At 61.6% G+C, this 19,141-nt stretch carries 16 protein-coding genes; all 16 read left to right on the top strand.

Features of this window, described 5'->3' with window-relative positions:
- Positions 1-89: 89 nt before the first annotated feature.
- The 16 genes from HMPREF2604_RS07625 to HMPREF2604_RS07705 all read left to right on the top strand — a co-directional run bounded on the left by HMPREF2604_RS07625 (position 90) and on the right by HMPREF2604_RS07705 (position 19,139).
- The gene (locus HMPREF2604_RS07625; RefSeq protein WP_070564550.1) at positions 90-539 is read left to right on the top strand and encodes a hypothetical protein; all 450 of its coding nucleotides are present in this window, start codon (positions 90-92) and stop codon (positions 537-539) included.
- 77 nt (positions 540-616) lie between these two features.
- The gene (locus HMPREF2604_RS07630; protein ID WP_246818396.1) at positions 617-898 is read left to right on the top strand and encodes a hypothetical protein; all 282 of its coding nucleotides are present in this window, start codon (positions 617-619) and stop codon (positions 896-898) included.
- Positions 895-1,245, top strand: coding sequence for a hypothetical protein (locus HMPREF2604_RS07635; RefSeq protein ID WP_070564554.1), 351 nt, complete (start codon positions 895-897; stop codon positions 1,243-1,245). The genes HMPREF2604_RS07630 and HMPREF2604_RS07635 overlap by 4 nt, the downstream gene beginning before the upstream one ends.
- Positions 1,246-1,710 carry a phage tail terminator protein gene (locus HMPREF2604_RS07640; protein WP_070564557.1) on the top strand — a complete coding sequence of 155 codons (465 nt, stop codon included), beginning with the start codon at positions 1,246-1,248 and terminating at the stop codon, positions 1,708-1,710.
- A 9-nt stretch (positions 1,711-1,719) separates the two neighbouring features.
- A complete protein-coding gene (locus HMPREF2604_RS07645) occupies positions 1,720-2,337 on the top strand; it encodes a phage tail tube protein (RefSeq protein ID WP_070564559.1) in 618 nt (205 codons plus the stop codon).
- 172 nt (positions 2,338-2,509) lie between these two features.
- Positions 2,510-2,956, top strand: coding sequence for a DUF7426 family protein (locus HMPREF2604_RS07650; RefSeq protein WP_070564561.1), 447 nt, complete (start codon positions 2,510-2,512; stop codon positions 2,954-2,956).
- A 395-nt stretch (positions 2,957-3,351) separates the two neighbouring features.
- The gene (locus HMPREF2604_RS07655; protein WP_070564564.1) at positions 3,352-10,209 is read left to right on the top strand and encodes a phage tail tape measure protein; all 6,858 of its coding nucleotides are present in this window, start codon (positions 3,352-3,354) and stop codon (positions 10,207-10,209) included.
- A 10-nt stretch (positions 10,210-10,219) separates the two neighbouring features.
- Positions 10,220-11,038 carry a hypothetical protein gene (locus HMPREF2604_RS07660; protein ID WP_070564570.1) on the top strand — a complete coding sequence of 273 codons (819 nt, stop codon included), beginning with the start codon at positions 10,220-10,222 and terminating at the stop codon, positions 11,036-11,038.
- Positions 11,039-11,091: 53 nt separating this feature from the next.
- Positions 11,092-14,328, top strand: coding sequence for a hypothetical protein (locus tag HMPREF2604_RS14330; protein ID WP_246818397.1), 3,237 nt, complete (start codon positions 11,092-11,094; stop codon positions 14,326-14,328).
- A gap of 132 nt (positions 14,329-14,460) precedes the next feature.
- On the top strand, positions 14,461-14,997 hold the full coding sequence (locus HMPREF2604_RS07670; protein ID WP_070564574.1) for a hypothetical protein: 537 nt from the start codon (positions 14,461-14,463) through the stop codon (positions 14,995-14,997).
- Positions 14,998-15,375: 378 nt separating this feature from the next.
- Complete coding sequence (locus HMPREF2604_RS07680) at positions 15,376-15,633, top strand: hypothetical protein (protein WP_141746446.1); 258 nt, start codon at positions 15,376-15,378, stop codon at positions 15,631-15,633.
- A 410-nt stretch (positions 15,634-16,043) separates the two neighbouring features.
- A complete protein-coding gene (locus HMPREF2604_RS07685; protein WP_070564583.1) occupies positions 16,044-16,340 on the top strand; it encodes a hypothetical protein in 297 nt (98 codons plus the stop codon).
- Positions 16,341-16,388: 48 nt separating this feature from the next.
- Positions 16,389-16,637 (top strand): pyocin knob domain-containing protein, encoded by a 249-nt coding sequence (locus tag HMPREF2604_RS07690; RefSeq protein WP_083299211.1) that lies wholly within the window; start codon positions 16,389-16,391, stop codon positions 16,635-16,637.
- A 74-nt stretch (positions 16,638-16,711) separates the two neighbouring features.
- On the top strand, positions 16,712-17,284 hold the full coding sequence (locus HMPREF2604_RS07695; protein ID WP_070564587.1) for a hypothetical protein: 573 nt from the start codon (positions 16,712-16,714) through the stop codon (positions 17,282-17,284).
- A gap of 77 nt (positions 17,285-17,361) precedes the next feature.
- Positions 17,362-18,783 carry a peptidoglycan DD-metalloendopeptidase family protein gene (locus tag HMPREF2604_RS07700; protein ID WP_246818398.1) on the top strand — a complete coding sequence of 474 codons (1,422 nt, stop codon included), beginning with the start codon at positions 17,362-17,364 and terminating at the stop codon, positions 18,781-18,783.
- Positions 18,780-19,139, top strand: a complete 360-nt coding sequence (locus HMPREF2604_RS07705) for a hypothetical protein (protein ID WP_070564591.1) — start codon at positions 18,780-18,782, stop codon at positions 19,137-19,139. Before HMPREF2604_RS07700 ends, HMPREF2604_RS07705 begins: the two co-directional genes overlap by 4 nt.
- The last annotated feature ends 2 nt before the right edge of the window (positions 19,140-19,141 follow it).

Here is a 19,141-nt window from a genome sequence, read left to right on the forward strand (position 1 = left end):
CCTCTAGATAGGTGCTAGGGGGCGTTGGGTAGCCCGCCCTTTTTCATACCTACGGCACGATGATGTTTCCCCTCTGGAGGTGGGGATAGGTGAATCTTGAAATGAACTACGTTGACCGGACTGAGCTTATAGCTGACGCTATTCCCGGCACCTATGACGGTTTAGACGATGCTCAGCTAGACAGTCTCATTACTCGGGCGTCGATGCTGATGCGCCGCTACACTAAGTCCGCTGTCTACGCGGTAGACGAGTACGGTATGCCGACAAGTGAGCGTATTCGGTCGGCGTTCCGTGACGCCACGAGTGCCCAGGTACTTGCTTGGGTTGAGGCCGGGATAGTGGGGGAGTTGTCGACCGGCGGCGCCAATGTGGAGGCATCCGTGGCCTCCTCATCTAACAACGGCTCGTCTGTCTCTTTCGATAACAGTGTGGCCACCGCAGCCCGTACCCGTCTTCTAGCCGGGGAGCCGTCCGAGGGCGCGCTCCTCATCCTGGAGGACGCCGGGCTCATTGGTGCCCAGCCATGGATTCGGGTGTAGTGGCGATGCGTAGCAACACGAGCGAAACCCTGGCACGCCTCTGGTTTAGGCATGAGGTGAAGCTACAGGGCGAGGAGATGCGAACCGCTAGGGGCGTCACATACGGCCCCGAGCAAACCGTCATGGCGTCCGTCAACATGCAGACCCGAGTAGTGCAATCCGGCGTAGGGCACGGGGAGGAAGTCACCGTGGCGGGGACACTCAACTGGGATGTGGGGGGGCCGCTCCCAGCTATCGGTTCCACGGTGACGATACCGGAGGAGTTCGGGGCGAAACCACAGCGGAAGGTCGTCACCGCCCGCAGGGCCTACACCGGCACCGGGCTGACACCAGACCACGTGGAGGTGACCATCCTATGAGCCTTCGACTCAACACCGAGCAGGTCAAGCAGCGGGTGAAGCAAGGCGCTGTACAAGGCGTGTCGGAGGCGGCGCGTGTCGTTGAGGCGACCTCCGTAGACCTCACCCCGCTGGGTGAGACGGGAAACCTACGCCAGTCCGCCCAAGCGGTACCCGGCACGGATACAGGCGGCAAGGTTCAGGGCGTTGTTCGCTACGACGGCCTGCCGTACATCCGCCGCCAGCACGAGGAGACAACCTGGAATCACCCGCGTGCTGGACAGGCTAAGTATCTGGAGACGGCGCGGGCCCAGAACGCCGAGAGGGTCGCGCAGATTGTGCGAAACCACATTAAGGGGATGATCTAGGTGCCCGAGTACAACACGCAGAGCGAACCACGCCCCGCCACCCATGAGGACTTCGCCGATCACCTCGCCGCCTACCTCCACGCCCAGGGCGTATGCGCGGACCCTACAGACAATCAGGACGGCGGAGACACCCCGGCTGTGTTCATCGGGCGAATGCTAGACCAACCAGACCGCGCCCTCTGCATCTTCAACGTCAGCATCGAGAACGCCTGGTCCGACAGCAACCCGACGGCCCGGTTCAGCCTCGCGTTCCGTGGCGCACCCGAGGACCAACTCACCCCAGCTAGGGACGCCGCCCGCGCCATGAATGCCCTGCACGACCTCACCGATATTCAGCTGACCGCGCAGCAGGCCGTTCTAGTCTGCCGGCGGGTCATCAATGATCCACAAGTGCCGGATTCCAACATTCGCTGGCATAGCATCGACACCTACGAGGCAGTGCTGGCAGTCCCATCGACTCCCTAGGAGACCACCATGGCAATTGCTAAGTACGCGACCGCCCCGAACTCGTGCGAGCTGAATAAGCAGCTCAACCGTGGCTGGGCGTTGCAAGTTAAGCCGGTAGGCGCCGACCCGGCAGAATACAAGTTCGTTCGCGGCGTCACCAGCCTCGGCGTCAACATCGAAACCAACACCGTTGACGCTTCCGACATTGACTCCAACGGCTGGGCATCTGAGGAGAAGACCTCTCGCTCCCTCACTATTTCCGTTGAGGGCCAGTTTGCCCGCAAGGGTGACCTTGACCTCCTCACCGAGGACCAGCAGCTGCTGAAGGTGACCGGTGAGGAGCTGGGCTCGGACGGCAAGGTTGATTTCCGTACCTGGCGCACCGACATTGACGAGGGCTGGGAGGGCACGGCGACTAACTCGTTCACCTCCGGCTCCGGTGGCGCGAACGACCTCCGCACCTTCACCTCCGATCTCAAGTCTTCTTGTGAGCCAACCCGTATTCACTCCGTGAAGAAGGGCGAGGAGAAGAAGGAGTCCACCCCGGTTGATGTGGATGAGCTGCTGAAGATTATTCGCCCGAAGGGCGCGGCGGGAGTCGAGTCTCGCAACCCGGGCGGCACCCCGGGTGCTACCGACCAGTAGCCAGAGCGGCAGCCTAAACCCCTATTCTCCCCGCCCCAGTGGCGGGTGAGCGAACCCCCGCGTTGCTTTGTCCTTTCCTGCGCGGGGGTTTCGTCATGCTCTAGCTGACCGCGTATGCAGGCCGGTCATAATCCGGGGTGTTGAAACACAAGCGCATAGGAAAGGACATGCGATGACAGACTTTGGGCAACTACAGGAGCACCTCGACTCCAACGACGTAAAGTTCACGCTGAACGGCAAGGAGTACACGGTGGACCCGTCCGCCCAGGACGTACTCAAGTTTCACGTTCGCCTGAACTCGAGCACCGAGAAAACAGTATCGGGGCAGGGGATTGCCACCTTCGAGCGCGTCGCACACCTCGTGGGGTCAAAGTTCGATACCGAGACCGGCAAGATTACCGGGGGCCTTCTTGGCCAGCTGATGAAGGACGGCGCCACCTTCCCACAACTCAATCACATCGTGGAAACCATTCACATCAAGTACACGAGCGGCGACGACCTGGCTAAGGCGTACTTTGAAACAGGGTCGGTAAAAAAAGCACTCGAGAAGTTGAACAACGACTCCCAGGAGAACCAGGAGACGGGCCAGACGAGTGGCGAGACCAGTGGGGACGACTAAGACGTGACCCCGATGGGTGGGCCTACGCCCCGGACAGTGACCTCTGGTACGACCCCTACGCGGGGGCATACTCGGAGAACGATCCGGGAGGTGGGCCGCCAGACCTCTTCATACTTGAGACATACGGCGAGTACGTACGTGAGTGGTGGGCGGAGAAGATTCAAGACCGGCCCGACGTGGATATGTCTAAACTGACATGGCCCTCCATGCTCTCCCGCTGGGATGACATAGAAACCGACTTTCATCACTTCTACCAGGTAGACCTTGGTGGCGGCGTACTGGCTGACCGCCGCTGGCGGTGGTTCAGAATACGGCTAATCAGGCTACTGGGCGAGGATACAGCCATCGCCCGTGGTCTCGGATTACGCAAAACACCCAGCTTGAAGGAGTAGCGTATGGCCGCCCTGGACCTTGGCGATCTTGGTTTCAAAATCACGGTTGAGACCGGCGAGTTTGACCGTGCTATGGGCCGTGTTGAGCAGGCCGCCAGGAAGGTAGACAAGCAGCTCGACAACACCGGTAAAAAGAAGCTTTCAGTCAAGGCCGACGGCGGGCAGCTAGACAAGCTCCAGTCCTCGGCTAGGGACGCTGCCGGTGCACTCGACCAGGTAGGCAGCAAGCGTGTGGCCCCCAGTGTGGAGACCGGCGGGCTGGGGCAGGTCAAGACAGCGGCGGCTGAGGCCGCTGGGAGCATGGGGGAGCTGAACTCCCACGCCGGTGAAACAGGCTCCGTGTTCTCTGGGGCGGCTGGCGGTATCGCTAAGTTTGTGGGCGCAGCCGTAAGCCTTGGGTCTATTGCTACGGCGGCCAAGGCCGTGGCGTCTGCCGGTATGGACTTCCAGTCCCAGATGAATACCTTGTCCGCTGTTTCTGGGGCGACTGGTGCACAGCTGGAGGCGGTGGGTAATAAGGCCCGCGAGCTTGGTACTGACGCGTCTCTGACGGCTACCTCCGCCTCTGACGCGGCAGGTGCAATGACTGAGCTGGCTAAGGGCGGCTTCTCGGTTGAGCAGTCGATGACGGCGGCTAAGGGAACGTTGCAGCTTGCTGCGGCGGCGCAGGTTGAGGCAGCTGAAGCGGCAACTATCCAGTCGCAGGCGTTGCAGGCGTTCAACCTTGGGGCTGAGGACGCGGGCCGTGTTGCCGATATTTTGGCTGGTGCCGCTAACGCCTCCTCCGCCGAGATGACCGGTATTGCGCAGGGTATGCAGCAGGCCGGTACCGTCGCCAACCAGTTCGGCCTGTCGATTGATGACACCGCCACCGCCCTGGCAATGCTGGCCAACGCCGGTATTCAAGGCTCCGACGCCGGTACCCTCCTCAAGTCCGCGATGCTGGCGCTGACAGACCAAGGCAAACCGGCACAGGCCGCGATTGAAGAGCTGGGCCTTACGGTGTACGACGCCAACGGCAAGTTTGTGGGCATGTCCTCCCTCCTCGGCCAGCTCAAAGACGCCTCCGCATCCATGACCGAGGAGCAATACCAGGCGGCAACCGCCGTGCTGTTTGGCTCAGACGCTATGCGCCTGGCCGGTGTAGCGGCGGTGCAAGGCTCTGAGGGCTTCGACACCCTCAAGGAAGCCGTTGTTAGGCAGGGGCAGGCAGCTGAGGTAGCTGCCGCGCAGACACAAGGCCTGCCGGGTGTGTGGGAGCGAGTTCAGAACACCATGGAGGATCTTTCCCTCGGCGTGTTCGACAAGATTGATGACCAGCTGGTACGCATGGGCAACGGCGCCGTGGATGCCCTTGATGCCGCCGCCCCCAAGATTGAGGCCTTCGCCTCCAGCATGGCGGGCCTTGCCGGTACGTCGATGGACGGCTTGGGCAAGGCGGTGGAGCTGTGGGGGAAGCTGCCCGGCCCGGTAAAAGACACCGCCGTGGCGCTTGGCGCCGTCAACGTGGCGATGAAACTGCTCCGCACTGAGCGCGGCGCCAACGCGGTAACCAAGCTGGCTGAGTCCTTCGCTAACACTAAGACCAGCCTCAAACTGTTTGGCTCCTCCATGTCGGAGGCCTACGGCTACATGCGGCAAGCCAACCCCGAGATGAGCCGCGCCGGTGCCGCCATGCGCGTGCTTGGTGGGCAGGGCGGTGTAGCCGCCGCTGGCATGTCCAAGCTCAAGGCCGCAGGCATGGGCGTGATGGATATGTTCGGAGGGCCGTGGGGCATCGCCTTGGCAGCCGCCACCGCAGTCATCACCGACCTTGTGGCATTCAATCAGCGGGCGTCACAGGCCCAGGAGGACTACAAGACCGCCACCAAGGATGCGGCTGAGGCTCAGGAACGCCTCAATAGTGCCCTTGCAGGAAGCACCGCCCCGCTCAGCAAGGAACAGTTCGAGGACGCGAAGCTTGTAGCCGAGGGCTACACCGCCAGCATCCGCATGAACGGTGAAACCATGGCAGGCTGGCGTGGCGAAGCCATTAAGGCCGTTGATGTGGCCGGGTTGCTTGGCTCAAGCCAGAGCAAGGCATGGCAGGAAACCATTAAGCAGGCCGAGGTCATGGGTGAGGCCAGCATCCTCACCGGCGACGCGCTGAAGGCCCAAGGTAAGGACTGGGAAGACCTGGGCGAGATTGTGGCCCGTGGCGGCAAAGAATACGATGCCGTCATTGAGCGGCTTAACGGCATCGAGGGCCACTGGTGGAATGACCAGGGTGAGGCCGCTCAAATGGCTGTTGAAAACCTTGAGTCCGCACGTGCCGAATACGAGCGCTCTATTGATGCTGCCCGCAGCGCCGACCCCGCATTCCAGGCCATCGGCGAGTCGATGGGTGTGCTGGCAGACGAGGCGGCTTCCGCTGAGGATAAGCTCTCTGCGCTGAAGCGCATCATGGATGAGATGTCCGGTAACGCGTTGAGCAAGGATCAGGCCGAGGCCGCTTTGGTTGGGGATGTGGAGCAGCAGGCCGAGCAGATTGAAACCCTTGCCCAGGCGGTTGCCGAGGTTGGGCCGATTGAGCTTGACCCCGACGGCACGATTGATGCCACGACAGGCTCCGGCGCGAAGGCCGTGTCCATGATTAGCGAGCTGGGTGACAGCATGGCGCAGGCGGCTGTGGCCGGTGTTGATGTGGACGAAATCTTCAACCAGCAGGCCGACAATATGGCTGCCCTACAGACTGCGCTCGGCTTGACGGACGAGCAGTTCCAGAGCCTGATGCGGTCCTACGGCATCACCCGTGAAGTGCTCGCCCTTCCGCTTGCAATGGAGGGCGCGGACACGGTTGAGCAGCAGATCGCCAAGCTGGAGACCGGGCTGGCCGGGTTGAAGGAAGGCAACTCCGTTGAGATTGCCCCGCCAGACCCCGCTGTGGTGCTTGCGCTCGAGGACATGGGCTACAAGATTGAGCACCTCCCCAACGGCAATATCGAGATCGAGTCCACCGCAGATGTGAACATCGATGAGCTCGATGAACTTCAGGCCCGCGTTAACGTGATTGACGGTCTGAGCGCTAGTGCTACAGCCGAGCTGGACACCACCGAGTTCGGGCTGAATGCTGAGCAGGCCCGCGCCATTGGTGAGGAGCTGGACGGGCTGGATGTATCGCCCGAAGCCGACCTGATTATTGAGAAGCTCCTACAGGGCAAGGACGTATCCGTTGGTGAGCTGAACCTGCTGAGCCAGGAGAAGGCTGTGCCCACCGCAGACCTTGAGAAGTCCCTTCTTGACGCTGGTGTGTCGGATGCTTTGGTGAAGACCGCGAACCTTGGGGAGCAGCGCCCCACCCCGAGGTCGGATATGGATAATTCGTCGTTCATGGCGAAGGCCCGCGCCATGATGGACATGATTGGTATGCTCACCCGCCCGATGACCACCACGGTCACGTTTGTGGGTAGGAAGGTTGGCCAGTGGCTGAGCCGTGAGCACGGTGGGCGTATCCCCAACTTCTACGAGGGCGGGCAGATACCCGCCTTGGCGATTGGTGGTAACTCGGGCTACAGGCTGCCAGGTACTGGGCCTGGAACCAACATCGTGGACGGCTTCATGGGCGTCACGGATGATGGGTTCCCCATTGCCCGCGTCAACCGCAACGAGTGGGTGATTAACGACAAGTCCAGCGAAAAGTTCAACGGCACCCTCGCGGCGATTAACGCCAACGACCCCCGTGGCATCATGGCCAACCTGGCGCATGAACTCCCTGCGCTTGAGACGGGTGGGCGCACCAAGTCGGAGGAAGTCAAGAGCATTCTTGCCCCGTACAACAACGGGCCGTACGTCATGGGCGGATTCTCACCTGCATCATTCGACTGCTCCGGTGCGGTGTCCGCAGGCGTGAACACCTACCTGGGCCTTGACCCGTTTGATTCCCGCATGTCCACCGTCAACGAGGGTGCCTGGCTGGCGGCCAAGGGCTTCAAGTCCGGTCGCGGCAACGGCAACGAGCTTGTGGTGGGCTGGTACGACTACGGCGGCGGAGCCAACGGCCACACCGCCATGATGCTGCCAGACGGAACGTTTATCGAGTCCGGCGGCAACACGGGGCAGGGTATGACGATTGGTGGTGCTGCCGGGCCTCTGGATGGGCGCGGCTTCACCAACTTCATGTACCTGCCTGGCTCCGATGAGGACAAGGGCGGCGGTGTGCTGACTGGTGACCTTGGGGAGACCGACGGGTTCGGCACCGACATTGGGGATATTCCTGATGTTGCCGGTGGCGGTGCCCGCGCCCGGGCCTCCTGGAAGGACGTTTCAGCCCCCACGGCTGGCAAGACTTTCCACGCCCCAGGCTTGGCTTCCAACCGCGTCAACGGCACCGTTGGCGGCTCTCTGGGGGCTGCTAATAGGGCGCAGGTCCGACAGTACGCAGACCAGTACGGCGTGCCCCAGTCAATGGTGGATGATGCGTTCGCCTTCGCCAACCCATTCCTGGGGAACCACACGTTCCGCGAGGAGCTTGGCGAGCCTGCCACCAAGCAGATTCTCAGTGTCGCCAAGCAGCTGGAGGGCGCTTTGGGCAAGGGTGGTATCGCCGCCCAGGTTGAGGCCGCCCTGAACGCCACAACCCCCAACTGGGATGTGTGGCTGCGCGTCAATGAGGACACTCTGGCCGCCTTCAACGAGCTGGGTGAGGCGCAGACCAACCGCAAGAACGCTTCCATGGAGATTACCGAGGCGGAGGAGAAGCTGGCGGAGCTTCGTAAGAACGCCACCAAGTCGGATAAGGACTCCACTGAGAAGCTTGCGGAGGCCTACAAGAACCTGGAGAAGGCCAAGAGCAAGAAGCTTACCAAATCCTACACGGCGGACAAGCGCGCCGACGATATTGAGAAGGCCGAGAAGAAGATCCGTGACCTCAAGGAGAAGGCCGACGAGAATGATGTGAAGTCGGCGCAGCGTATCGCCGAGGCCGAGCAGGATCTTGTTGAGGCGCGTGAGGCCGAGAAGGAAGCCATCGCGGAGGTCAACGACGCCCAGATTCGGTACAACGCTGCCTTGACTGTGGCGCCGATTAAGGCCGCCGCCTCCCTGGCGGATACCTTGGCTGAGGGCATGGGCCGCGTGGCGGAAACCATGGGCCTTATGGCCGAGAACATGGATCGGGCTAACAAGGTGGCCGATGAGCGCCTTGAGGCCGAACTGGCGGATGTTCAGGCTAAGCGTGGCGCTGTGGATGCGGCGCAGGCTTTGCGTGAGCTGGAGCGGCAGAATCAGCAGGCCCGCCATGATGATGTGCTGGCGCAGCAGCAGGCAGAGTACGACCTTGCTATGGCCCGCAATGAGCACGCCCAGAACGCCGGGAGTGCCGAGGTTAATTTGGCGGAGCTTCGCCAAAAGGGCATCTTTGACACCGTACAGAAGGCCACCGACGCCGACCGGGTGGCTATCCTGTCTGCCTCCAATGTGGAGGTTGCGGAGATGAATCTTGATGCTATCCGCGCCTCGTCGGCGGAGGCCGAGTTCAACCGCAAGGTTGCTGTGGAAGATGCCACCGCAGACCTGAATTATGCGCAGGAGATAGCAAAGCTGACTTCTGAGCGTCTTTCCGTGGCCACGATGGAGCTTGCCCGCTCTGCGGCTGAGGCTGCCGGTGTAATGGGTAACTCTGCTAGTGCTTTGGCTAAGGAGCAGGAAGGCAAGCAGAAGAAGGCGAAGGGTGCGGCTGGCATTCTTGGCGGCATCGCCCAGATTGGTGCCGCCGCCGCGATGACTATTGCCACGGGTGGCGCGGCACTCCCGGCAGCGCTGGCGTTGGGTGTTAGCGGCCTTGGTAGCTTGACGAAGGGCGCCACGAGTGTGGCAGAGGGACGCGCCCAGGAGAAGGCCTACAAGGAGCAGGCCAAGAAGGAATACGATTCCCTATCGAAGGATGATAGGCGACGGGTTGATACGGCCCGTGGCGGCCTTGTGGCCGGTGTGCTTACCGGCGCCCTTGTGGGTGCTGCCGGTGGCTCCGGTGATGATGTGGCGGGAATGTTTGACGCCACCAGCGGCATATTCAACCTGCCCCTGTACAAGAAGCAGATGGAAGCCAAGTACGGGGCCGAGGCTGCCGAACTGTTGGCGGCGAAGGCGGAGGCCGATATTAACCGCCGTCAGAAGAAGCTGGAGCTTGACAAGGCCCGCCGCGACCTCGACCGGGTGAACACTATCAACCCGCGCAAGAATGAGCTGGCGGAAATGACACAAACCTTGAAGCAGCAGCTGGCGGAGCTCCAGCAGGAGAACTCCCAGCTCTCCGGCGTTAACAACAGGCTGGACACCAACAACAGCCTTTTGGACGACAAGAACCGCTCTGTACTTATGACGGTGGGCGGCTCCGGCTGGGGTCAAGACCTTGAGGCCGGTATGCGCGCCGCCGCCTCGGCAGGTGGCTTCGGCGGGGTGACCCGCGACGAGGTAGGCGAGTGGTCATCCCTCAACGTTGAGCAGGGCTGGCGCAACCTGGACAAGTTGCGCGCCTTGGTGGAGCCAACCCTGGCGCCGAAGGATACCGCCGCTGATGCTGCCGCCGCCAATGGCCTCATCGAAGGCCTGCCGGAGACTGTGGTGGGTGGCCGGTACGCCCGCCAGCTTGCGGACAGTGTTGTGGAGGGCGCGCAGCAGGCCGCCCAGCGCTCAGCCCAGGCCGGGATGGAGGCAACCCGCCGCCGCGCCTATGAGGACGCGGCGCAAGCCGTCCTCACCCAGATTGGCGGGGCCGGTGATACGACCCGTATTGATACGCAGTTCACGGGCGCGGTGACCGTGAACGCCAAGCTGGAGGACAAGGTGCTTAGTGGCCTGTCCTCGATGGTGAAGAACAGGTAGGAGACAGGCTGTGAGCATTCCTTGGGATAAAAAGTTTCGTATCACCCTGTGGGGTGTGGATGGTGAGCCTTTGGCGCTTAGCCGTCCGCGTAAGAAGCGCGAGGGCATCTTCCTGGACGATGTGCCAGACGGGCTTTCCGGCATGGCGAAGAAGCATCTTTGGGATGAGGCCTCCGGGGCGTGGCGGGGTACCAGCGTCACCCAGAACACTCTGCGTCTTGACCTTGTGGTGAAGTCGCGGGACGTGCGCCGCGAAGTGAACACACTCCTCGCCAAACTTGGTGACGGGGGGCGGCCAGTCGGTGTGTCTATCACGTCGGCGGAGTGGGGCTACAGGTGGTACCGGGCGCGGGTTCAGGACGTGTCAAAGGTGGAGTGGTTCCAGTCGCCGGGCGGGTCGAAGGTAGCGAAGCTGAGTGTGATTCTGGAGTTTTCGGGCGATACCACCCGCAGATTCACGGAAAGCTTGGTACTTGGCCCTACAGACACTTTCGGCACTGTGACGCTTAGGGTGGATGGGGACACAGATATTTGGCCCCGATTCCGATTCGAAGGCAAGTACACCAAAGCGAAGGTTCGACTGACCGCTAAAGACGAGTGGCAAGAATTGCCGTATCGCGCCGAAGGCTGGGTAATCGACTCGCATCCCGAGCGGCGTCACGTCACAGACCTGTACGGCAACCCCGACTTTAGTGTCGTCGTCCCGTTCTGGCCCGAGCCAGTCCACGTGATGAACGAGACGGGGGAGGTGCAGATAGATGTGACGAACCCTACCAGCGGCTTCAAGTGCACCGTCGAGTGGATACCGGAGTTTAGCAGAGCATGGTAGTCAAGCACACCCCCCGCCATGAAGTCATTGATGCTCGCGTTTGGGATGTGTCAATGTCCCGGTGGTGGAGCCTTGCCCCCTGGGAGGAGATTAACCTCCAGTGGCGTGAGGATTGGGGTGTGGACACCGGGGAGATCCGCCTTGCGGAAGACCACCCGAGGGCGTCTAGGCTTCGCGCCGCCCGCCACGTGCCAGTACCAGTCACCTTTGAGGTGAACGGGGTGCGCTGGGACGGCTACGTGGAGTCCACAGAGACAGGGCAGGAGACGGATGGCACCCGATACCTGCGGGTAACCGTCCAGTCGGAGACGAAGCACTTTCACCGCATGCTGGGGCGCGGCCCGGTGGCGTCGGCGGCGGATGGCTCCTCCGAAATTGAGGAAGGCTCCTTGGGAGCGGTGACGCACCGGCTGGTGGCCCGTGGAGCGGTTCGCACCGGCCTACCCACCTACGTACTGATTGACCACCAGGGCGACCCGGTACAGGTGGAAGTACGCACCGAGGACTACGTGGCGGGCCTTCTGGAGGAGCCACTGGCGGGATCAACATCCTTCGTGCAGGTGCGGAAGCTTCTGCCCGGCGACACTATCCCCGGCACGGGACGCGCCTTGCACTACGAGGGGGCAATGGAACGCCAATGGGCGAACGCTCAGCTTGCTAAAGGTGTGTGGCCTAACGCCACTACCGGCCCCCGTATCTACGGCTCTACGGTGCTTACCGATGCTCCGCCCATGCCGGATAACTCATGGGCTGGTAGGGGACAGGTAAAGGACGGGGCCCTGCTGTCTGAGCCTATGGATGGTATCTGCTGGATACCGTTCGAGACGGTGGTGGAGCGGCCCGTGGGCTACTACGCGGAGATTGATCCCGCCAAGGTGCATGTCGTTGATCGCACCAAAATTAAGGACGGGCCGGGCGCCAAGGCGGGCCGCCCCCACTTTGTGACCTACTGGGAGGCCGGAAAGTTCACGGTCACCCCAGCCTTGCGGCGTGCTTTGGGCGCCGGGTTGGTGCGCACCATCAACGGGCTTCGCATGTCTGGCATTGGAATGGTTAAAAGCTGGGTGGAGGACGGTGCGGTGTACGCCTGGAAGGAGGGCGTGGAGTGGGTTATCGCCACCCCGTCCGAGTTCCTAGCGGATAATAAGCGCTACGCGGCTACAGGCTCAGCACAGAAGCAGACTCCCGGTGTTTTGGTGTGGCAGCACGCAGGCCGGGATAGGCGCGGCGTAGTGTTCTCCTCCGCCCCTGGCGGCGGGTTGAAGCGGTGGGCCACTACGGAGACCGCGCCGGATGGGGCGATGCTCATTGGTGGCGGCCAGCTGGACGCCCAAACCATCGCCGCCCTCGAGTCCGGACTCCTCAAGCCCAAGGGCACCGTCACATCTGCCAGTGCGGAGTCGGCGGAGGCGCTTCTACCTTCCTCGGCAAGGATGCCCGGGGTAGTGGAGCGCCTGGATGTTGACGTGCAGCCTCACGCCACAATCAGCGGCACAGAGGTGTCTTTCAGCAAGGCCGGGGGCAGAGTGAATATCGAGGCCGCTGGGCCGTTCTTCCTGCGCGAAAAATACATGAACCTGTCGTCCACGGGCGGCACCAATCCGACGGCGGAGATTGCCCGCGAATGGGCAGCCTCCCAAGGCACAACCAGCATGAGCCTCACCCCAGGGCACCACCAGACAGTCGTGTTTGGTGATGATGTACGCCGCCCTGACGGGCGTGTAGTGCCGGGCTGGAAGCCGGGCGACCGTATCAGTTTCGTGGACGGTACCACCCGTGTATCCGAGGTGATTATGGGCTACACGTTGAAGGCGTCCGCCACGGCGGAGCTAACCGTCGAGCCTATCCTCGGCAGGCGCGACAACGGCGTGATGACCAGCTTCAAGTCAATGGTGGAGGCGTCGGAGAAGACCGGGCGCAAGGCGCTGCTAGCCCCACCCAGGAAGGTTCCGAAGGAGACCCTGGAGAAGGTGGCCGATAATCGTTTCGGCGATACCTCAGCCCAATGGCGCAAGGACATTGCAGCGGATCTCCAGAAGTCCTGGGACTACATGAACAAGGCTTCCGAATTCTCAATCCAGTCACAAAAGTATTCCGCGCAGGCCTCCGAACATTCGCAGGCTTCCTACCGCTATTCGGATAAATCACGGGAGTATAGCGAAGCGTCGCTGGAGTACTCCAAGAAGTCCTTGGGGTACAGCCAGGAAGCGCAGCGGCATTCCGAAGCATCTTTGCAAGCCTCCCGGCAGTCGTCGAAGTACTCGAACCAATCCCAGGTGTTTTCGCAGGAGGCCAAGGGCCACTCCAGTGATGCTAATGACCTGTCGCTGAAGGCGAAGTCTTTCTCTGAGGCTGCTGGGGCGTCCGCTGAGGATGCGGAGAAGTGGAGGGCGCGGGCCGAGGAGGCGCGCCGGTTGGCGGAGAATGCTAGGTCTGGCGCCGAAACAGCAAGGGCGCAGGCGGAGTCCGAGCGCAATCGGGCTGAGACGGCGCGTGCCGGTGCAGAGTCGGAGCGCAGCAAGGCCGAGACCGCCAGGTCGTCTGCGGAGAAGGCTAGGTCTTTGGCGGAGTCGGAACGTAGCAAGGCGGAGGCTGAGCGCAACAGCGCGGAGAAGGCCCGCGAGCGGGCGGAGAATGCGCGTAGCGATGCTGAGGGGAGCAGGCGCGAGGCTGTCACCAATGCGGTGAAGGCAGCCACGTCGGCAACCCAGGCGGCCATGTCTGCTACTGACGCGGCCTACTCGGCCAAGGAGAAGGCTGAGGCGGCGGAGCAAATCGCCAAGTCCAACCAGCGGGCTATTGCTATGGAGGCCCTGGGGCATCATGGCCAGTGGACGTTATCGTCGAAGGTGAGCATCCCCGGCGGCAAGTGGATTACTCTCCCGTTTTCCACCAATAAGGGCAAGATTGTGGGGTGTAGGCAGCTAAACTACACCAACACTGACAATAGCTATATTCGTCTCGATAGTGCTGGTGATTGGCAGTTTCACTGCCGATTCCATATGCCTCCCGCGACGTTTATTGACACGCTGATTACCTCCTCCGAGGCGCAGCTTAAGCTGGAGCTTCGTAACCCGAGCGGAGACGTGATTGATGAGGCGATCTTCATCAATCAGGATCAGGGTTGGGACCAGACCTATCAGGTGACTATGTCTAGCTATGTGCCGGTGGATAACTGCCAGCTCGTGGTGAAGGTGTACTCGCAGACCGGGCGCGGTAGTGCTTTGCTGTCGCAGACAAGATATGGCGAGATGTATCACGAATTATCGGTACGTCGCCTATCTGCTTAAGCCCGCTGACCGCCCTAAAAATCGCCCTCGGTTTGAGGGCGTAAAACGCGCCGCAACCTGCGGAAACCGACCGCATTCACCCCTCCTCCACACTGCCTTTATGAGCACAATCAAGGCGATGGAGGTGACGGGGTGCAGGAAGAATTCAGCGCTAAACTCACCGGACGATTCGTAGACGATGATGACATTGTCCGCACAGGGCGGGCCATGCTGGAGCTGGACGGCTTCAACATGCTTCACCTACCCATCCCCACCGGGTACAAGAATCAGCTTGACGGGTTGATTAGCTCGGCCCAGGGTGATGCGGCGGCGGCGAAAAAGTCTGAGCAGGCGGCTGCGAAGTCGGCGGCTAGCGCCAAGCAAGACGCCGACAAGGTAGCGAACACCCTGGACAACACGTTCTGGCAGGGCGATCGGCTCGCCGTCAACGGCAAGATTAGCCCGCCTTTGACGGGTAAGACTGGCTCCCAAGGCCCACCCGGAGAGGTCACCAAACAGCAGTTAAACACGGCTATCGCTACGGCTATCGCGGCCCTTGCCCCCACCGGCCTAAAACTTGTTCTCGCAGCACCAGACGATAAGACGGCGGAGCAGGCGGATACCGCAATCCGCGCAAAGGGCTACCAGGCTGTTGTGGTCGTGCCGACCACCAGCAGCTGGTGGGAGTAAAGAGAGGAGAACCGTTATGGCTTTGAGATCAATTAGACGCGGCCCGGAGACGGTGCGCCTCGATGTGGAACAGGGGGCCGGGTGGCAACCTGCAAGGCGCGGGCAGTTTGACGCTAGCATCAACAACTACCCGGAACTCGCCACGCTTCAAGCCACCGGGTGTACTGGACTGCGCGTGTACGACTACGACGCACCCGGCCAGCCCTACTGGGAGTCCACGACTGGCACGAGCCACACTGTGACGGTGATTAAGACGGGTCGCCGTCTTGCGGTGCGCGCCGAGAACACGACCGATAAGACGGAGGTAATAATGCACGCTGTTCCAATCCCCCCCCCCCTACTTCGTAAGACTTTTGCGGCGCTTGTGGGGTGGTTGCCATGGCGCTAAGGAAACTGGTGCCGCCGTCCACGTCCGGCCCAGGCTGGTACCTCAACCGCTACGGCGGGCTGGCGGTGCTACGCCTGCGGAACTACAGCGGCGGCACCACAATCGCCCTGCCGTCGGGCTTCACCCCAACAGTCGACTGCACCTACCGGCAGGCCTACGGCGACGTGAATATCCGCACCACGGGCAACGTCACCCTGCCGGACGTCACCGGAACAATCTGGGACACCTTCATCTACCCAGTGATCTAACCACGGTGGGGGTGGCAGCATGAGCATGAAACTCATTGGCCGTCGCCCGGTGCAGTACGCTCTGGAGGGGTATGCGAAGCCGGGCGACACGCACATCGCATTCCCAGACGCGGGTAAGATCAACCCCACGCCGAACCAATACCAGGTGCGCCCCGGCGTTGGTATGTGGGTAGCCACACTGACAGCGAGTGACCCAGGAGAAGAAATCCGAATCACTATCCAGAATGGTGAGTCTGCTACCGGCGTAGGCAGTGTGTCTACCTGTGGGCGAATTGAAAACCCGGATTTGTGGATTTTGTCGAATCCAGCGCGCAGTTTGAAGCAGGAAACCAGGTACGTGCTCACCTTGACGAAAACAGCCCCCCCCCTGTGTAATTGCAAGGTTCCGGCGCTGGTTGGGGTGGTGCTAAATGGCCTTACGCAAAATCAGCGGACGCGACACCGCCCTTATCACCACCGGGGCACCCGTCAACAGTTGGGCCGAGTGGCAACCGCCTCACCCACCTTGGGCAACCCTCATCCGCCAAAACGAGGGCATGGTGCTACCCGAAGGCAGATGGCGTTTGGAGGTCACGGCGGGGAGAGTGCTTACCTACGTGAACGACAAAAACGTCGGGCGCTTGACTGGCGTGAACGCACTGTCCGGCAATGTCTCGCTTTACGACATGGAAGGCAACGTGACCGCGTTTCTCACCCGCTTGGCTTAACTCGTCTTGGGGGTGAGGCCTGTGGCGCTTAGGAAGATTAGCGGGCCGGTGAGGGAACTCGCCACCCAAGACCTGAACACCATCACCGAGACAGGCGCCTATCTCCAAGCATCGAATAACGACGCGGGCAACGGCGCGAACTATCCCCGCGCCGTTGCGGGCCTGTTGGAGGTGTACACGGGAAAGAACTTCACATTCCAGCGGTACACCGCCTATAAAAACTTCGGAATCTATACCCGCTCGTACTACGGATTTGCGGGTGAGTGGGAGCCGTGGCGCAAGCTCCTAACCGAATAGACAACCAACTACCTGTGCGACCCTCTGACCGCCCCACGGTTAGGGGATGCTCTCATTTTGATGGAGGAACATTTATGACACTTGATGAAATCACCGCAGCAATCCGGCAGCTAGACGACGCTCAGTTTCAGGAGCTTTTGGCCTGGGTAGTCACCCCAGAGCGTGAACGTCGTGCCGCGCAAGCCGCCGTTGAGCAAGCACAAGCCGATTTGGTGGCCGAGCTACAAGAAGCGGGCAAGTTAGACAAGCCGAAGGCCGTCACCGTGGAGGAGGCTATCGCAGCGCCGGACAAGGTGCCAGCGTGGGAGAACCCGCTCACGGATCACTCGAAGATGTACGCGAAGACCAATGTCATCACCCACAACGGGCGGTTCTGGGAGTCCACTCACCCGGGCCTTAACCCGTGGGAGCCTGGGGCGCACGGAGTGGATGAGAATATCTGGTTCGACATCACCAACCAGGTTCGCCCCGCCGCCCCGGAGGAGAATACGGCTAGCCCTGGTGCTATCCCCTTCGCGCCGGAGCTGCCGGTGGAGGAGGGTGACCTCATTGAGTACGAGGGCGTGGTGTACAAGGTGCTCAGCGGCCACGTCACCAAGTCCTACTGGCCGCCCAGCGAATCGCCCAGCCTCTTCGAGCGCGTATAGCCTCAAGCCCCTACTGACCGCCCCGGTTGGTGGGGGATTCTCATTTATAGACGAAAGGGGTCAGAACTATGGTCACAATGCCAGTACCCAAGGGCTTCGTGGTCACAAGCCCATACGGCCCTAGGTGGGGCACGATTCATTACGGTGTGGACTACGGCGTCGCTGGAGGCTCAGGCGGCAAGCCTATCTATGCAATCAAGGACGGAACGGTCATCGCGGCAGGCCCGGCGTCGGGCTTCGGGCGGTGGATTCGCCTTGACCATCCCGCCAGCGTTGGGGGTAATGAGTCCGTCTACGGGCACATCATCCCCGAGGTGTCGGTGGGCCAAAAGGTGCGTGAGGGGCAGCGTATCGGGCGCATCAACCCCGACTCACGCACCAACGGCGGTGTAGCCCCTCACCTGCACATTGAGGTGTACCGCTACTCATGGGTGGCCCCGGCCCGGCGTGTGCTCGGGCAGACAATCCTTGACCCGCAGGAAGTACTACGCGGCGCGAAGTGGCCGGGCGAGTCTCAGCCCGCCAAGGAGTCCAAGCCGAAGCCGAAGGGAGGCACATTGTTTGGCATCGACATTAGCGAGCACAACGACGGGCTAAGCTGCGCCCGGGCTAAGCAAGAGGGCATAGACTTCGCCATCATTCGCCTATGCGACGGCACCCACGTCGATAGGGTGTTTCACTCGCACCTCGCGGATGCTGAGCAGGCTGGAATGCTCATCTCCACCTACTGGTATCTGCGCGCTCCCTCCGAGGGCACCAGCATCGCCCAGCAGGTCGATGTAATTGATCAGCAAATGGCAGGGCGCCGCGACCTGCCCGTGTGGATTGACGTCGAGAGCGTCGATAACCGATTCCCGTCAAGCGACCCGCGTCACTACCTACTACGTGGTGAGGATGTTTGGGAGGCCAAACGAGAACTAGAGCGGCGCGGATACCACGTCCCGGGCGTCTACTCCGGCGCGTGGTACTGGGAGAGAATGCCGGGCGGTGAGCCGTCCATGCAGGGCCTTGGCGCGCTCTGGTGCTCCAACTACGGGGACAATAACGCGGCCGGTGAGCCGCGTGCCTTGTACGCGAGCGAGGGCGGCGACCGTCACCCCGGCTGGGACTACCCCCTAGGCGACCGTAAACCAGACCTTTTGCAGTACGGCTCGCGTGGCATCGTCGCGGGACAGCCCAACGTTGACGTCAACGCCTACCGGGGCACTAAGGCGGAACTACAAGCCTTATTCAGCGGGAAGAACCCGACCAACAAGGAACCATCGGAGGAAGAAATGAACAAGCTCTACTCGCAAATCACCACATTTATCAGCGGCTATTTGGGCCCGCAGATTGACGCCCTACAGGACGTATGGACACAGCTACGCGGCCCTAAGGGCAAGGGCTGGCCCCAATTAGGTGTCAATGACAAGGGCCAGAACCTCACCCTCGTGGACGCAGTGGCAGCTCTTCGCCAGGACGTCGCACGCATCGAGAAGAAGCTGGAGGAACGTCGATGACACGCCCTTCACCGATGCTCACTGAGGTGGGCGAGTATGTGGCTGGCGCGGTCGCGGCGGAGCTCGTGGCTCAGCCGTGGTGGCTACGCCGCAAGGCCACGATAATGCTCATTCTGCAAGCGCTGGCGTGGCTGGCGGGTATCCTGCCCGTCGTGCTGACAGACACACCGGAGTGGTTCATCTTCGTCGCTGGTGGTGTGGGCTTCGTGCTCACCACGCTTCTGAACGCTCTGACGGTGGATGGTGTGACTCCTTCCATGGCGCCGCGATTGGCGGAGCAGGCGGAGGCCACCCAAGCGGAGCAGGCACCGCCCACCCTGCCGGTGTACACAGGGCCGACCACAGCGGGGGAGTAGCG

Source organism: Corynebacterium sp. HMSC055A01 (genome assembly GCF_001809405.1).
GTDB lineage: Bacteria > Actinomycetota > Actinomycetes > Mycobacteriales > Mycobacteriaceae > Corynebacterium > Corynebacterium hesseae.

Bases quoted from the DNA above. Each gene is read 5' to 3' on its own strand.
- HMPREF2604_RS07655 (WP_070564564.1), top strand. From the start codon at position 3,352: ATGGCCGCCCTGGACCTTGGCGATCTTGGTTTCAAAATCACGGTTGAG.
- HMPREF2604_RS07680 (WP_141746446.1), top strand. From the start codon at position 15,376: ATGGCGCTAAGGAAACTGGTGCCGCCGTCCACGTCCGGCCCAGGCTGG.
- HMPREF2604_RS07685 (WP_070564583.1), top strand. From the start codon at position 16,044: ATGGCCTTACGCAAAATCAGCGGACGCGACACCGCCCTTATCACCACC.
- HMPREF2604_RS07645 (WP_070564559.1), top strand. From the start codon at position 1,720: ATGGCAATTGCTAAGTACGCGACCGCCCCGAACTCGTGCGAGCTGAAT.
- HMPREF2604_RS07650 (WP_070564561.1), top strand. From the start codon at position 2,510: ATGACAGACTTTGGGCAACTACAGGAGCACCTCGACTCCAACGACGTA.
- HMPREF2604_RS07635 (WP_070564554.1), top strand. From the start codon at position 895: ATGAGCCTTCGACTCAACACCGAGCAGGTCAAGCAGCGGGTGAAGCAA.
- HMPREF2604_RS07695 (WP_070564587.1), top strand. From the start codon at position 16,712: ATGACACTTGATGAAATCACCGCAGCAATCCGGCAGCTAGACGACGCT.
- HMPREF2604_RS07630 (WP_246818396.1), top strand. From the start codon at position 617: ATGCGAACCGCTAGGGGCGTCACATACGGCCCCGAGCAAACCGTCATG.
- HMPREF2604_RS14330 (WP_246818397.1), top strand. From the start codon at position 11,092: ATGTCCCGGTGGTGGAGCCTTGCCCCCTGGGAGGAGATTAACCTCCAG.
- HMPREF2604_RS07705 (WP_070564591.1), top strand. From the start codon at position 18,780: ATGACACGCCCTTCACCGATGCTCACTGAGGTGGGCGAGTATGTGGCT.
- HMPREF2604_RS07700 (WP_246818398.1), top strand. From the start codon at position 17,362: ATGCCAGTACCCAAGGGCTTCGTGGTCACAAGCCCATACGGCCCTAGG.